Here is a 14,739-nt window from a genome sequence, read left to right as displayed (position 1 = left end):
GGTCGCCGCGGCCGGCGGGCGGTCACTTCCCGCCGGCGGGTGCGGTGCCGGTGGACCCGGGTTCGGGCCCGGCGGACGGTCCGGCGGGCGGTCCGCCCGCGTCGGAAGACGCCCACCGCGCTCCGGTGCGCAGACGGAAGGCGGTGACGGCCGCTTCCACCGTGGGGAAGAAGTGCCGGGGGTCGATGGTCCGGGTGAGTTCGTACCGCTCGATCTTCCGCCGCACCGGGTCCTTCATCTCGGCGAACACGAGGTGGACGCCTTGCGCGTTGAGCGCTTCGTCGAGCTCTTCCAGCACGTCGGCGGCGGTCGTGTCCACGTCGGTCATGGGCTCCGCCGCCACCACGATCCAGCTCGGCCGCGGCTCCGCGCCCGCCAGCCGCCTGACCTCGTCCCGGAAGGTCCTGGCGTTGGCGAAGAAGAGCGGGCCGTCGAACCGGTAGATCACCAGGCCCGGCAGCTGCTCGGCCCGCGGGTAGGAGCGGATGTCGTGGTAGCCCTCCAGGCCCCGCACACGCCCCAGTACGGTGTCGTACGGCCACCAGGCGCGCCGGAAGACGTTGAGGACGGACAGGCCCACGGCGATGGCGATCCCGGGCAGCACGCCGAGCAGGGCCACGCCGGCGAACGCGGCGGAGCACAGCAGGAATTCCGCCCGGCCCTGCCGCCACAGCCGTACGGCTCCCGGTACGTCGGCCAGGGACAGTGACGCGGTGATGACCACGGCGGCCAGGGCCGGCTGCGGCAGGTTGCGGAACAGACCCGGAGCCAGCACGAGCATGAGGACGATGAGCGCGGCCCCCACGACCCCGGTGAGCTGGCTCCTGGCCCCCGCGCGCTCCGCCACCGCCGTCCGGGACCCGCTGGTGCTGACGGGGAAGCCCTGGAAGAGGGCGGCCGCCAGGTTGGCCGCACCGACGCCCGCCATCTCCTGGTTGCCGCGGACCTCCTGTCCCGTACGGGCCGCGAAGGCGGACGCGTTGGAGATCGTGTCGGCCAGGGAGACCAGGGCGATGCCCAGCGCGCCGCCGAGCAGCGGCGCGAGGTCGGCGAGCCGCACGTCGGGGATCGTGAACGGAGGGAAGCCCTCGGGCAGCACCCCGACCAGGCCGACGCCGTGCTCGTCCAGGTCGAAGACGGCGGCCGCGGCGATCGCCAGCACCACCATCACGAGCACCGCGGGGACCTTCGGAAGGAAGCGCTGCAGGACCAGGATCAGGGCGATCCCGCCCAGGCCCACGGCGGCGGCGGCCGGCACCGTCGCCCCTTCGGCGATCTTGCGCACGAGGCCGGCACACTCGCCGATCAGGTCGTCCGCCTCGACCTTGAAGCCGAGCAGCTTGGGCAGCTGGCCGATCAGAATGGTCAGGGCCAGGCCGTTCATGTAGCCGATCATCGTCGGTTTGGAGATCAGGTCGGCGATGAAGCCGAGCTTCGCCACCGAGGCGAGGATCATGATGGCCGCGACCATGACCGCGAGCATCGACGCCAGTGCGACGGCCCGGTCGGGATCCCCGCCGGCGGCCACCAGGGGCAGCACGGTGGCGGCGATCATCGGCCCCAGCGAGGAGTCCGGGCCCAGCACCAGGATCCGGGACGGGCCGAACACCGCGTATCCGAGCAGGCAGAGGATGGTCGTGTACAGGCCCGTGATGGCCGGCAGGCCCGCCAGCTCGGCGTACGCCATGCCCTGCGGTACCAGCAGCGTGGTCAGCACGACGCCCGCGACCAGGTCCTTGACCAGCCACTCGCGCCGGTAGGCCGACACGGCGCGGATCCCGGGGACCGCCCGGAAACGGGAGAGCGCCCCGTGGCCGTCGTGCCGGGTGGTCACGGACGGGCCTTCCTCAGGAGGTCTTCGTCCGGCGGGCCGCGAACTTGCCCAGTTCCCACAGCAGCAGGAGCGCGAGGGCGGACAACAACGCCCAGCCGAACTGCCGCGCGTCGATCTCGGTCGTTCCGAGGATGCGCTGGAAGCCGTCCATCTGGGTGACCAGCACGGAGAGCACGAGCTGGGCCAGGGCGACCCAGTTCATCTGCTTGCTGTCGAACGTGGAGGTCGTCAGCACCGACTCCGTCTCGCTGCGGCATTCGAAGGCGGCCACGATCAGACAGAGCGAGAAGGCCGTGAACGCGATCGACTGGCCCGTCGCGACGCTGTCGTAGTGGGTCTGTCCGAGCCTGATCAGTCCGAGCAGCAGGACGGTGATCGCCAGCCCGCCCAGTCCGACCGTGACGAGCACGGGCCGCGTGAGCACCGATTCCCCGCGCGGGCGGGGCCTGCGCCGCATGAGTCCGGCGCTCTCCCGGTCGAAGCCGAGCGCGAAGCCGAAGGAGGCGTTGACGACGAAGTGGATCCACAGCACCTGCGGCGGGGTGAAGGGTTCGCCCGCGGCGACGTTGAAGACGGTGGCCCCGAGGAAGGTCAGTACGAACGTGACCAGCAGGAGCAGCACGAACCGGATGTACTTGGTGAGGTTGTCGTAGATCGTCCGGCCCTGTTCCACGGCGTAGACGATGGTGGCGAAGTTGTCGTCGGAGAGGATCATGCGGCCGGCGTTCTTCGCCACGTCCGTGCCGCTGCCCATGGCGATGCCGATGTCCGCGGCCTTGATGGCGGGAGCGTCGTTGACACCGTCCCCGGTCATCGCCACGACCTCGCCCTTCTTCTTGAGCGTGTTCGCGAGCAGTACCTTGTGCTCCGGCGCGACCCGCCCCACCACGCCGATGCCCTCGATGCGGGAGAGCTGCTCGTCCTCGCTCATGGCGGCGAAGTCGGCCCCGAGGACGGCCTCGCCGGGGATGCCGATCTGCCGGGCGATCGCCGCCCCGGTGGTGACGTCGTCCCCGGTCACCAGACGGACCCGGATGTGCGCCGCCTGGGCGTCGGCCACCGCCGCCTTGGCCTCCTCGCGGGGCGGATCGACCATGCCGACGAGGCTGGTCATCCGCAGACCGGTGACGTACGGGAGCAGCTCGCCCTCCGGGTCGAAGCCGGCCGGGTCCAGGTCACGGGTGGCCGCGGCCATCACGCGGCGGCCCTCGCCGCCCATCCGCTCGCTCGCCGCCTCGGCCCGACCGAGCAGTTCGGCGTCCCAGGGCACCGTTTCGCCGGCGGCCAGCGCGGTGGCGGCCCGCTCCATCACGGCCGGGGCCGCCCCTTTGACGAAGCAGCGCACGACCTGCCGCCCGGAGGCGTCGGTCGCCGAGTGGAAGGTGGCCATCAGCTTGTACTCGGGGTCGAACGGGAGGGTGGCGAGCCGGGGAAGGGCGTCCCGGGTGGCGTCGGTGTCCAGGCCGGCCTTGTGCGCGAGGACCAGCAGCGCGCCCTCGGTGGGGTCGCCCACCACCTTGCCGCCCACCAGCTTGGCGTCGCTGGCCACCACGTACGGCAGGATCGCGTCCTCGATGCCCGCGGCGGACCCGGCGGCATGGTGGACCTTCCCTTCGAGCCCGTAGCCCGTGCCCGACACGGTGTACCGGTCGGTGGGGCTCAGCACTTCGACGGCGGTCATCTGGTTCATCGTCAGGGTGCCGGTCTTGTCCGAGTTGATCGCCGACGTGAACGCCAGCGTCTCGACCGAGGGCAGTTCCTTCACGATGGCGTGCCGCTTCGCCAGGTTCAGGCTCCCGACGGACAGGATCGCCTGGGTCACCGTCGGCAGGGCCTCGGGGATGGCGGCGATGGCCAGTGAGACGGCGCTGACGAAGAGGACGTCCCAGGCCTGGTCCCGCTGGCGTCCCAGGGCGAACATCACGATCATGGTGAGGCCCGCCGCCGCCGTGATCCACAGGGTCAGCCGGTCGAGCTCCTTGGTGAGGGGCGGCACCTCCTTCTCGGTGGCCGACAGCATTCCGGAGATCTTGCCGAGCTCGGTGCCCGCGCCGGTCGCGGTGACGATCACGACGCCGCTGCCGTGGGTGACCGGCGTGTTCATGAACGCCGTGTTGGTCTGGTCGCCGGGCGACAGCCGGCTGCCCGCCAGCGCGGCGGTGTCCTTCGCGGCGGAAACGCTCTCCCCGGTGAGCGCCGACTCGTCGATCTGCAGGGCGCTGGCTTCGATGAGACGCCCGTCCGCCGGCACCTGGTCCCCGGCGGAGATCAGCACGACGTCGCCGTCGACGAGCTGTTCGGCGGGGATCTCGGCCTCCCGGCCGTCCCTGCGCACCCGCGCCGTCGCCTTCATCATCGACTTCAGCGCGTTCATGGCGCTTTCGGCCTTGCCCTCCTGACGCAGGCCGATGACCGCGTTCAGCAGGGTCAGCACGATCAGCAGGATGGCGGTGGTCCACTCCCGGATGACCAGCGAGACGATCGCCGCTGCCAGGAGCACGATCTGCATGTAGCTGCGGTACTGCGCCAGGAACCGGCGCCAGGCCGGGGTACGGGCCTCCTCGGGCAGCGCGTTCGGGCCGTGCGCGCTCAGGAGTTCCGCAGCCCGCGCCGCGGACAGACCGACCGCGGGATCGACACCGAACGCCGCCACGACCTCCTCGGGAGAGCGCGTGTACCAGCCGTCCCCGGCAGCCCGGGGCTGTTCCGCCACGGAATCCGACCGCACCGTCATGGTTGTGCCTCCGCTCCGGGGCCGCGGACGCATCCGGGCCGGTCGAGCTCCGTCCGAGGGTCGCTATCCGCGCTTCCCGCCCGGCTTCTTCCCGTGCCCGCCGCCCCGGTGCGCCGGCGGGTGCCGGGCGGCGTACGGGTCGGCCGGGACCCCGGCCGGGGCCTCGCGCTCCAGGGCCCGCTTCGCAACGAGCAGGTCCTTCCGTGCCTCCTGCGCCACCTCGGGGTACTGAGGGTCGATCTCCATCAGGGTGTGTGCGAGGACCGCCGCGGCGCAGATCCGCGCGAACCACTTCCGGTCCGCCGGTACCACGTACCACGGCGCCCACCGCGTGCTCGTGGCGGACAGCATCTCGGAGAACGCGTGCTGGTAGTCGTCCCACCGGCGCCGCTCCCGGACGTCGGCGGCGGAGAACTTCCAGTTCTTCTCCGGCAGGTCGATCCGCTTCAGGAAACGGGTGCGCTGCTCCTCCTTGGACAGGTTCAGGAAGATCTTCACCACCTTGAACCCGTTGTCCGTGAGATAGCGCTCCCAGCGGTTGATCTCCCGGTAGCGCCGGTCCCAGATGTCCTCGCCGAGCACGTGATCGGGAAGCTTCTGCCGGAGGAGGACCTCGGGGTGGACCCGTACGACGAGGACCTCCTCGTAGTGCGAACGGTTGAAGATGGCGATCTCGCCGCGCGAGGGCAGCCGCAGGGCGTAACGCCACAGGTAGTCGTGGTCGAGTTCCTCGGCGGACGGCACCTTGAAGCTGCTGACCCGCACGCCCTGCGGGTTGACGCCGCTCATCACGTGGCGGATCGTCCCGTCCTTGCCCCCGGCGTCGAGCGCCTGGAGGCAGAGCACCACGCCGTACGTGTCCTGGGCGGCCAGCCGCTCCTGGTACTCGGCGAGCAAGGACACCCCCGTACGCAGCAGTTCGGTCCCTTCCCGCTTCTTCATGCCGGCCTTGAAGCGGGGGTCGAAGTCCCGGTCCAGGCGCACCTTCGACCCCGGCGGTACCCGTAGCGGCTCGATGAAGTCCGCGATGCGTTCGGCCCTCTCGTCCGACATCACCCGTCACCCCTTCTCCGGTCCGGGTCCGGGTCCGGTGCGGCAGGCGGCGCCGAGCGCCGTGCGGACCGACGCTCCGCCAGGATCGGGACGTGTCCCTCGTGGTCATTCTGTGCGCGACTCGACAAGATCGCCCTCCGGGCGTGCGCCGACGGTGGGAGGCCCGGCTGCCCGGCGGTCTCTCGCGTTCTACGACGTGGGCCGGGTGGCGGGCCCGGGGGCGGAGCCCGGCGCCCGGCCGGGGGACGGCTTCCTCGGGAGGAGCACCGCGGCGGCGAGTCCGGCGAGCCCGATCACGGCCATCGCGATCAGGATGGCGATGCCGGCGACGGTGACCACGACGAGGATGCCCATGACGAGGAGGACGAGGCCGGCCGCCGAGAGGGGAGCCACCGCCCAGCCAGGCCCCAGGTGCGGGCCGACCGCCATGACGGACCACCAGGTACCCACCGACACCACCGGGCACAGCACACCGGCGAAGCTGCAGATGAACTGCGCGAGCGCCAGCGGAGCGAGCACGCGTCGCTGTGCGCTGGACGGACCTTGCGGGGTTCGGTTCCAGGCCACGGGCATCACCTCGGCGCCGAACCCGGCCCCGGTGCACCCCGTCGACCGGGCGGGAGGGCCGGGCCCTCCGGCTCGACGGGGGCGAGACACCCCCTAGCCCTTGGGGTGCGAGGAGACGACCTGGAACAGGCGGGGTTGGACGTCGGTGGCGATGGTCGCCGCCTGGTCCATGTGGACGCGGGCCTCGGGGTTGGTCAGCATGGTGCGGTAGTGCTGCTCCGACTCCCACTGGGCGTAATTGATCACGCGCTGCCCGTCCTCGCTGGCGTGGAAGTTGGCGCAGATGAAGCCGGGCTGGTGCTTCATCGTCTCCTCGGTGGCCTGCGCCAGAAGGGCGATCAGCTCCTGCTGGCGCTCGGGGGCCACCGTGAAGACGTTGATGAGCGTGGCCACGGGGCGCGTCGAGTCGATGCTCGCGGTAACGGTCATGGATCTATTGCTCCCCTTACGCACTTCCGTCGTTTCCTCCCGCGGCCGACTTTCCCCCGATCGGAGGCGGGGCGGGGTCGAAGCGGACCGCGGCGTGGAAGCGGGCCGTGCGGGCCGCGCGGCGGAACGTGGTGAGGACGGCCGGGCCCGCGAGGGTGATGCAGACGAAGTCGGTGACGGCGCGGCCGGTGTCCCAGCCTCACCGGCTTCGCCGGAGCAGAACGCATCGTACGGCCCGAGAAGGGGCGGCCGGAGGCGCATGCCGATTCAGCTGGCCGGCCACGGGTTTCGGCCGGACGCAGCGGGTACGCGGGAGCGGGGCGTGACGACACCACTCGTCACGCCCCGCTCTTCCTCGGCTGCCGGGGCACCCTCGGCCCGGCCGGCGAACCGGGACCCCTCAGTCCCGGTCGTACGTGTGGAACCCGCGGCCCGTCTTGCGGCCCAGCAGGCCTGCCTGGACCATCCGCAGGAGGAGCGGCGGCGGGGCGTAGAGGGGTTCCTTGAACTCGTCGTAGAGGGATCCGGCGACGGCGGCGACGGTGTCGAGGCCGATGAGGTCGGCGAGCTTCAGCGGGCCCATGGGGTGGGCGCAGCCGAGCACCATTGCGTCGTCGATGTCCGAGGCGCTCGCGTAGCCGGATTCGGCCATGCGGACCGCCGACAGCAGGTAGGGCACGAGGAGGGCGTTGACGACGAATCCGGACCTGTCCCGGGAGCGGATCGCGGTCTTGCCGAGCGCGCCCCGTACGAAGGACTCCGTCGTTTCGACGGTGCTCGTGGTGGTGTGGAGGGAGGACACGATCTCGACCAGGGGGAGCACCGGTACGGGGTTGAAGAAGTGCAGGCCGAGGACGCGGTCGGCACGGCCGGTGGCCATGCCGAGGCGCATGATCGGGATGGCGGAGGTGTTGGAGGCGAGGATGGCCTCCGGGTCCTCAACGATCTTGTCGAGGGCGGTGAAGATCCCGGTCTTCGCGTCGGCGTTCTCGACGACGGCCTCGATGACCAGCTGCCGGTCGGCGAGGTCTTCGAGGTCCCCGGTGAAGACCATCCGGGCCAGTGCGTCCTCGGCGGAGATCCGGTCCAGTTTCCCGCGCTGGACGGCGCGTTCGAGGGAGACGGCGACGCGTTCGCGGGCGGCACGTGCGGCGGTGGCATCCGCCTCGCAGACGACGGCGTCGAGGCCGGCGCGGGCGCACACCTCTGCGATGCCGGCGCCCATCCGGCCGCCTCCGACGACGCCGATCCGGCGGATCGAGGTGCTCACGATCGGGCCTCCGTCCGGCGGACGAGGTGGCGGGTGTAGGCCCCGGGGGTGAAGAAGGCGGGCAGGCCGGGGGAGAGCGCGGTGTGCACGAAGAGCTCGCGGGCCTCGGTGACCAGGGCCTGCGGGTCCTCTTCCGCCAGCGCCTCGCATTCGGCGTCGAGGAGGTCGAGGACCGCGGAGCGTTCCGCCCTGTCGTGGCGCAGCCACTGCCAGATCTGGACGCGGGCGATCTCGGCGGTCGCCGCGTCCTCCATGAGCCCGTTCAGGGCGACGGCTCCGCGGCCCCGGAGCCAGGCGTCGAAGTAGCGCAGTGCGACGGCCACGTGGGAGCGGATGCCTTCGGAGGTCGGCGGGGCGGTGATCCGGCGGACCGACAGCGGTTCGGCGGCGGTGACTTCGGCATCCTCGCGCGTGCGCTCCGGCTGGTTCGGACGCTCTCCCAGGACGTCGTCGAAGACTTCGCGGCAGACGGGGGCGAGGCCGGGGTGGGCGACCCAGGAGCCGTCGAAGCCGTCCTCGGCCTCGCGTTCCTTGTGGAGGAAGTACAGACCGAAGTCCACGAGCGAGGCGGACACGGGACGGCCGTCGATCTCCAGGTGTTCTTCGAGGAGGTGCCAGCCGCGAGGGCGGACCATGATGGTCGCGAGGTCCGACCCGAGCCGGTACTCCCTGCCCCCCGGGGTGGTGAAGTCGATCCGCCGCTCGATCACGTCGAGCAGGGTCAACTGGCCGCCGATGACGTTGTCCCAGGTGGGCGAGGTGGCGTCTTCGAGGTCTGCCATCCACACCCGGGCGCCGGAGTTGAGGGCGTCCACCGCCATCCGGCGGTCCGGCGGTCCGGTGATCTCGACGCGGCGGTCGGTGAGACCCGGCGCCGGCGGCGCGACCCTCCACTCGGAGTCGTGCCGGATCGCGCGGGTGGCGAGGGGGAAGACGAGGGGGGTGCCGCCGGTCAGGTGGGTCGAGCGGCGGACGCGCTCCTTGAGGAACTCCAGGCGCCGGGAGCGGAACGCGTCGTCGAGCCGGGTGATGAAGTCCAGGGCCTCGGGGGTCAGGATCTCGTCGTGGCGGTCGCCCGGTGTCCCGAGTACCTCGACGCGGCGGGTCGGTGCGTGGACGGACATGCGGGTCTCCTCCAGGAGACGGGACGGCCGGACGGAGATGGCTCCTCCGGCCTTCGGGGAACGTGGGTGGCGGTGCCGGAGAGGTGCCCGAGTGCTTCTCGTTCTCGGGTACCCCGGCCTGCGGCGCGGTGGTGCGTGCGAGGTTCCGGGCGGTCGACGGCCCGGAACGGACACCCCCTAGTGGAACTGCTCTTCCTCGGTGGAGCCGGTGAGCGCGGTCGTGGACGAGGCCGGGTTGACGGCGGTGGAGACCAGGTCGAAGTAGCCGGTGCCCACCTCGCGCTGGTGCTTGACCGCGGTGAAGCCCTGCGCCTGGGCGGCGAACTCGCGCTCCTGGAGGTCCACGTACGCGGTCATGCCGTGCTCGGCGTAGCCGCGGGCGAGGTCGAACATGCCGTGGTTGAGGGAGTGGAAGCCGGCCAGGGTGATGAACTGGAAGCGGTAGCCCATGGCGCCCAGCTCGCGCTGGAACTTGGCGATCTGGTCGTCGTGCAGGGCGGCCTTCCAGTTGAAGGACGGCGAGCAGTTGTACGCCAGCATCTGGTCCGGGTACTGAGCGTGGATCGCCTCGGCGAACTCGCGGGCCTGCGCCAGGTCCGGGGTGCCGGTCTCCACCCAGATGAGGTCGGCGTACGGGGCGTAGGCGAGCCCGCGGGCGATGACGGGTGCCATTCCGTTCCGCACCCGGTAGAAGCCCTCGGCGGTGCGCCCGCCGGTGGCGAACTGCGCGTCGCGCTCGTCGACGTCGCTGGTCAGCAGGTTCGCGGCGAGGGCGTCGGTACGGGCGATGATCAGGGTGGGGGTGTCGGCGATGTCGGCGGCCAGGCGGGCCGCGTTCAGGGTGCGGATGTGCTGGGAGGTGGGGACGAGGACCTTGCCGCCGAGGTGGCCGCACTTCTTCTCGGAGGCCAGCTGGTCCTCGTAGTGGATGCCGGCCGCGCCCGCCGCGATCATCGCCTTGGTGAGCTCGAAGGCGTTCAGCGGTCCGCCGAAGCCGGCCTCGGCGTCGGCGACGATGGGCGCGAGCCAGTCCGTCGTGTCGGTGCCGCCCTCGGCGGTCGCGATCTGGTCGGCGCGCAGCAGCGCGTTGTTGATCCGACGGACCACCTGGGGAACGGAGTTGACCGGGTAGAGGCTCTGGTCCGGGTAGGTGTGACCGGCCTGGTTGGCGTCGGCGGCGACCTGCCAGCCGGAGAGGTAGATGGCCTGCAGCCCGGCCCGGACCTGCTGGACGGCCTGGCCGCCGGTGAGGGCGCCGAGCGCGTGGACGTAGTCCTGCTCGTGGAGCTGTCGCCACAGGCGCTCGGCGCCCCGCCGGGCCAGGGTGTGCTCCTCGCGGACGCTGCCCGACAGGCGGACCACGTCCGCGGCGGAGTACGTCCGCTCGATGCCGGCCCAGCGCGGGTCGCTCGCCCAGCGCTCGGTGAGGTCCGCCGCCGCTGCCGTCGTGTTCGTCGTGCCTGCCATGACCGTCACCGTCTCCATGAGTCGCTCGGGAATGCCCCCGCACGTCAAAGGTGCGAAGAATTGGCACCAGGTGCCACATATGAGATCGCGGCCCGCCGCCCCGTTGCGTGGGACGAGCTGAGCAATGGTGCCGTGCCACCCGTCGGAACCGGTCGGGGTTGCCGATGTCAGGGCGTGACTCGGTTCCGTCGGTTCCGTTCGTGCCGCCTGGTCCGGCGGGCCGCAGGACGACTCTCCCAGTGACACCCAGTGCCATCAATCGGGGACGCATGCCAAGTTCTGCGCATCTTTTCGCGAGGTTTTGCCAAGGATGCGAAGGCTCTCCGATGCGGCTCTGCGCATAGGCTGGCCGCTCGGCACCAGGGGAGGTCCGGTGAGCAAGACGTACGCGGGCGCGCGGCTGCGCAGGCTGCGCGAGGAGCGGCGGATGAGCCAGGTCGATCTGGCCAGGGTCCTCGCCATCTCGCCCAGCTATCTGAACCAGATGGAGCACGACTCCCGCCCGCTCACCGTGCCCGTACTGCTGCGGCTGACGGAAGCCTTCGGGGTCGATCCGGGCTTCTTCTCGGAGCGGGACACCGGCCGCCTCGTCGCGGACCTGCGCGAGGCCTTGGCCGGAGAGGTCGCCGAGGCCCGGGTCTCCGCCTCGGACCTCGCCGAGCTGGCCTCGCGGATGCCGGCGGTCGCGCAGGTGTTGCTGGACCTCGGACGGCGTTCGCAGGTCCTGGCCGAGAGCCTGGCCGGCGCGGAGGGCGGGCGGGACGCGGTGCCGGGTGCGGCCGGTGCCGCCGCAGGGGCCGTTCCGCGCTCCGCGCACGAGGAGATCCGGGAGTTCTTCTACCGCCGCCAGAACTACCTCCACGACACCGACCTCGCCGCCGAGGAACTGGCCCGCGCGATCCGGATCCGCCCCGGAGAGGTGGTCCGGACCCTGTCCGCGCGCCTCGCCGACGTACACGGGGTACGGGTGAGCGCCGACTGCGACCGGCTGCACCGCTACGACGAACAGAGCCGGACGCTGCAGCTGTCCGCCCGGCTGCGGCCGGGGCAGCAGGCGTTCCGGATGGCGACGCAGCTCGCCCTGCTGGAGCACGCCGACGAGCTGGACCGGTGTGCGTCGCAGGACTTCCCGGCCGGGTCCACCGCGCACGGTCTGGCCCGGATCGGCATCGCCAACTACTTCGCCGCGGCCCTGATCCTCCCGTACCGGGCCTTCCACGCGGCCGCCGAGGAATTCCGCTACGACATCGAGCGGCTCACCGACCGGTTCGGGCTGGGGTACGAGACGGTCTGCCACCGGCTCAGCACCCTCCAACGGCCCAGGCTGCGCGGGGTGCCGTTCTCCTTCGTGCGCGTGGACCGGGCCGGGAACATGTCCAAGCGGCAGTCCGCGACCGGGTTCCACTTCTCCAGAGCGGGCGGCACCTGCCCGCTGTGGAACATCTACGAGGCCTTCGCGGCACCCGGCCGCATCCACGTCCAGGTCGCCGCCATGCCCGACGGGCAGCGCCACCTGTGGACCGCCCGCGCCGTCACCCGCCAACGCGCCGGCTGGGGGGAACCGGGCAAGACCTTCGCGATCGGGCTGGGCTGCGAGATCCGGCACGCCTCGCGGCTCGTCTACTCCGACGGCCTCGACCTGGACAACACCGCGGCCGACACGCCCATCGGCATGGGCTGCCGGCTGTGCGAGCGCCTGGACTGTCCGCAGCGCGCGGTGCCTCCGCTGGGGCGCCCGCTCGCCGTCGACGAGAACAGCAGCACCTTCGTCCCGTACCAGGTCGCCGACCGCGCGCAGTGACGACCACGCCCTCCGCACCCGCCGGCCTCCCGGGCCCGGGTCGGACGCCCGTCGTGCGTCCGACCCGGAACCCCTGCGTCAGGAGTGGTCGCCCGTGAGCTCCGCGCGCACCTCACGCGCGGCCGCGACGAGGTTCTCCAGACAGGCGCGGGTCTCGGGCCAGCCGCGGGTCTTCAGCCCGCAGTCGGGGTTGACCCACAGCCGTTCGGCGGGGATGGCCGCGAGCCCCTCGCGGAGCAGGGCCGCCACTTCCCCCGTGCTCGGGACGCGCGGGGAGTGGATGTCCCAGACGCCCGGCCCGGCCTCACGGGAGTAGCCGTGCCGCGCCAGTTCGCCGGCGACCTGCATGTGGGAGCGGGCGGCCTCCAGGCTGATGACGTCGGCGTCGAGGTCGTCGATGGCCTGGACGATGTCGCCGAACTCCGCGTAGCACATGTGGGTGTGGATCTGGGTGTCCGGCCGGACACCGCTGGTGGTGAGACGGAAGGACTCCGTGGCCCAGGCGAGGTACTCCGGGTGGTCCGCCGCGCGCAGCGGCAGGGTCTCGCGCAGGGCGGGTTCGTCGACCTGGATGACCGAAGTACCGGCGGCCTCGAGGTCGTCGACCTCGTCGCGCAGGGCGAGGGCCACCTGGCGGGCGGTGTCCCCGGGCGGCTGGTCGTCCCGTACGAAGGACCAGGCGAGCATGGTGACCGGGCCGGTCAGCATCCCCTTGACGGGCTTGGCCGTCTGCGATCGGGCGTACGAGGTCCAGCGCACGGTCATCGGCTCGGGGCGGGAGACGTCCCCGGCCAGTACCGGCGGGCGGACGTAGCGGGTGCCGTAGGACTGCACCCAGCCGTGCCGGGTGGCCAGGTAGCCCGTGAGCCGCTCGGCGAAGTACTGCACCATGTCGTTCCGTTCCGGTTCACCGTGCACGAGCACGTCGATGCCGGTCTTCTCCTGGAAGGAGAGCACCTCGCGGATCTCGTCCTTGATCCGCTCCTCGTAGTCCCCGGTGTCGATGCGGCCGGCCCGCAGGTCGGCGCGGGCGGTGCGCAGCTCGTTCGTCTGGGGGAACGAGCCGATGGTCGTCGTCGGCAGCTGGGGCAGCCCGAGGAGGGCGCGCTGGGCCGCCGTCCGCCGTGCGTAGGGCTGCGAGCGCCGTCCGTCGGCATCGGTGATCGCGGCGGTACGGGCGCGCACGGCGGGGTCGTGGGTGATGGCCGAGCCGGCGCGTGAGGCCAGGTCGGCACGGTTGGCGGCGAGTTCGGCCGCGATGGCGCCGGTGCCCCGGGCGAGCCCGCGGGCCAGGGTGGCGACCTCGATGGTCTTCTGGCGGGCGAAGGCGAGCCAGCGCAGGATCTGCGGATCGATGTCGCGTTCGGCGGTCGCGTCGAGCGGGACGTGCAGGAGCGAGCAGGACGCGGCGACGTCCACCCGGTCGGCGAGGCCCAGGAGGGTGCCGAGGGTGGTCAGGGACTTCTGGTGGTCGTTGATCCAGATGTTGCGGCCGTTGACCACGCCGGCGACGAGCCGCTTGCCGGGCAGCCCGCCGACCGCGGCGAGGTCGGCGAGGTTCGCGGCGCCGCGTCCTGTGAAGTCGAGGGCGAGGCCTTCGACGGGGGCCGCGGCCAGCACCGGGAGGGCGTCGCCGAGCCGGTCGAAGTACGAGGCGACGAGCACCTTGGGCCGGTCGGCCAGCGCGCCGAGCTCGCGGTAGGCGCGGGCGGCGGCGTTCAGGTCGGCCGGGGTGCGGTCCTGGACCAGGGCGGGCTCGTCGAGCTGCACCCACTCGGCGCCGGCGGCCCGCAGGTCGGCGAGGACGCGGGCGTAGACGGGCAGCAGCCGGTCGAGCAGCGTGATCGGCTGGAAGTCGGCGGCCACGCCCGGGGCGGGCTTGGCCAGCAGCAGGTAGGTGACGGGACCGACCAGGACCGGGCGGGCCGTGTGCCCGAGCCCGAGGGCCTGCTCCAGCTCGGCGACCTGCCGGGCGGAATCGGGGGTGAAGGCGGTGTCCGGGCCGAGTTCGGGGACCAGGTAGTGGTAGTTCGTGTCGAACCACTTGGTCATCTCGAGCGGGGCGACGTCCTGGGTGCCGCGGGCCATCGCGAAGTAGCCGTCGAGGGTGTCGGCGGCGACCGCCGCGCGGTGCCGCTCGGGGACGGCGCCGACCATGACGCTGGTGTCCAGGACGTGGTCGTAGTACGAGAAATCGCCGGTCGGAACCTCGGTGATGCCGGCATCGGCCAGCTGCCGCCAGTTCGAGCGACGCAGGTCGGCTGCAGTCTCCCGGAGGGCGTTGGCGGTGACGCTGCCCCTCCAGTAGCCCTCGACGGCCTTCTTCAGTTCGCGGTTCCGCCCCTGGCGGGGGTAGCCGTACACGGTGGCTCGTGCTGCCGCGGCTGCGGGCTTCGCTGTCACGGAACTCTCCTTCGCGAGATGTGTCCTGAACACCCCGGTGGGGGACGCGGACGCGAA

The 14,739-nt window shown here is 71.9% G+C and carries 10 protein-coding genes and 1 pseudogene; 1 reads left to right on the top strand and 10 read right to left on the bottom strand.

The features are described 5' to 3' along the window. Positions 1-22: 22 nt before the first annotated feature. From K7B10_RS06755 to aceA, 9 genes and pseudogenes are all read right to left on the bottom strand, one after another. Positions 23-1,834 (bottom strand): SulP family inorganic anion transporter, encoded by a 1,812-nt coding sequence (locus K7B10_RS06755; protein ID WP_229335032.1) that lies wholly within the window; start codon positions 1,832-1,834, stop codon positions 23-25. Positions 1,835-1,847: 13 nt separating this feature from the next. Next, complete coding sequence (locus tag K7B10_RS06750; RefSeq protein WP_229335031.1) at positions 1,848-4,568, bottom strand: cation-translocating P-type ATPase; 2,721 nt, start codon at positions 4,566-4,568, stop codon at positions 1,848-1,850. Between the two features lie 63 nt (positions 4,569-4,631). Beyond that, complete coding sequence (locus K7B10_RS06745; protein WP_229335030.1) at positions 4,632-5,621, bottom strand: polyphosphate kinase 2 family protein; 990 nt, start codon at positions 5,619-5,621, stop codon at positions 4,632-4,634. A gap of 189 nt (positions 5,622-5,810) precedes the next feature. Continuing rightward, the gene (locus tag K7B10_RS06740; protein ID WP_229335029.1) at positions 5,811-6,188 is read right to left on the bottom strand and encodes a hypothetical protein; all 378 of its coding nucleotides are present in this window, start codon (positions 6,186-6,188) and stop codon (positions 5,811-5,813) included. A 93-nt stretch (positions 6,189-6,281) separates the two neighbouring features. After that, a complete protein-coding gene (locus tag K7B10_RS06735; protein ID WP_229335028.1) occupies positions 6,282-6,617 on the bottom strand; it encodes an antibiotic biosynthesis monooxygenase family protein in 336 nt (111 codons plus the stop codon). 16 nt (positions 6,618-6,633) lie between these two features. Then, positions 6,634-6,816 (bottom strand): annotated as a pseudogene (locus tag K7B10_RS06730) (ECF transporter S component); the annotation flags it as partial. Positions 6,817-7,017: 201 nt separating this feature from the next. After that, the gene (locus K7B10_RS06725) at positions 7,018-7,887 is read right to left on the bottom strand and encodes a 3-hydroxybutyryl-CoA dehydrogenase (RefSeq protein ID WP_229335027.1); all 870 of its coding nucleotides are present in this window, start codon (positions 7,885-7,887) and stop codon (positions 7,018-7,020) included. After that, positions 7,884-9,011 carry an aldolase/citrate lyase/malate synthase family protein gene (locus tag K7B10_RS06720; RefSeq protein WP_229335026.1) on the bottom strand — a complete coding sequence of 376 codons (1,128 nt, stop codon included), beginning with the start codon at positions 9,009-9,011 and terminating at the stop codon, positions 7,884-7,886. The genes K7B10_RS06725 and K7B10_RS06720 overlap by 4 nt, the downstream gene beginning before the upstream one ends. A gap of 177 nt (positions 9,012-9,188) precedes the next feature. After that, positions 9,189-10,478: an isocitrate lyase gene (gene aceA / locus K7B10_RS06715; protein ID WP_229335025.1), complete on the bottom strand. Its 1,290-nt coding sequence runs from the start codon at positions 10,476-10,478 to the stop codon at positions 9,189-9,191. Positions 10,479-10,851: 373 nt separating this feature from the next. On the opposite strand from aceA, the gene K7B10_RS06710 reads away from it, so the two are divergent. Further along, a complete protein-coding gene (locus tag K7B10_RS06710; RefSeq protein WP_229335024.1) occupies positions 10,852-12,279 on the top strand; it encodes a short-chain fatty acyl-CoA regulator family protein in 1,428 nt (475 codons plus the stop codon). 78 nt (positions 12,280-12,357) lie between these two features. Here K7B10_RS06710 and metE read toward each other — a convergent pair whose 3' ends face one another. Beyond that, positions 12,358-14,682 carry a 5-methyltetrahydropteroyltriglutamate--homocysteine S-methyltransferase gene (metE, locus tag K7B10_RS06705; protein ID WP_229335023.1) on the bottom strand — a complete coding sequence of 775 codons (2,325 nt, stop codon included), beginning with the start codon at positions 14,680-14,682 and terminating at the stop codon, positions 12,358-12,360. Positions 14,683-14,739 lie beyond the last annotated feature (57 nt).

The sequence above is a fragment of the Streptomyces flavotricini genome (assembly GCF_020639365.1).
GTDB classification, from domain to species: Bacteria; Actinomycetota; Actinomycetes; order Streptomycetales; family Streptomycetaceae; genus Streptomyces; species Streptomyces flavotricini.
This window is presented reverse-complemented; position numbering and strand designations above follow the sequence as displayed.

Coding starts and splice junctions, on each gene's coding strand:
- K7B10_RS06750 (WP_229335031.1), bottom strand. CDS start 4,568: ATGACGGTGCGGTCGGATTCCGTGGCGGAACAGCCCCGGGCTGCCGGG.
- K7B10_RS06745 (WP_229335030.1), bottom strand. CDS start 5,621: ATGTCGGACGAGAGGGCCGAACGCATCGCGGACTTCATCGAGCCGCTA.
- K7B10_RS06735 (WP_229335028.1), bottom strand. CDS start 6,617: ATGACCGTTACCGCGAGCATCGACTCGACGCGCCCCGTGGCCACGCTC.
- K7B10_RS06720 (WP_229335026.1), bottom strand. CDS start 9,011: ATGTCCGTCCACGCACCGACCCGCCGCGTCGAGGTACTCGGGACACCG.
- aceA (WP_229335025.1), bottom strand. CDS start 10,478: ATGGCAGGCACGACGAACACGACGGCAGCGGCGGCGGACCTCACCGAG.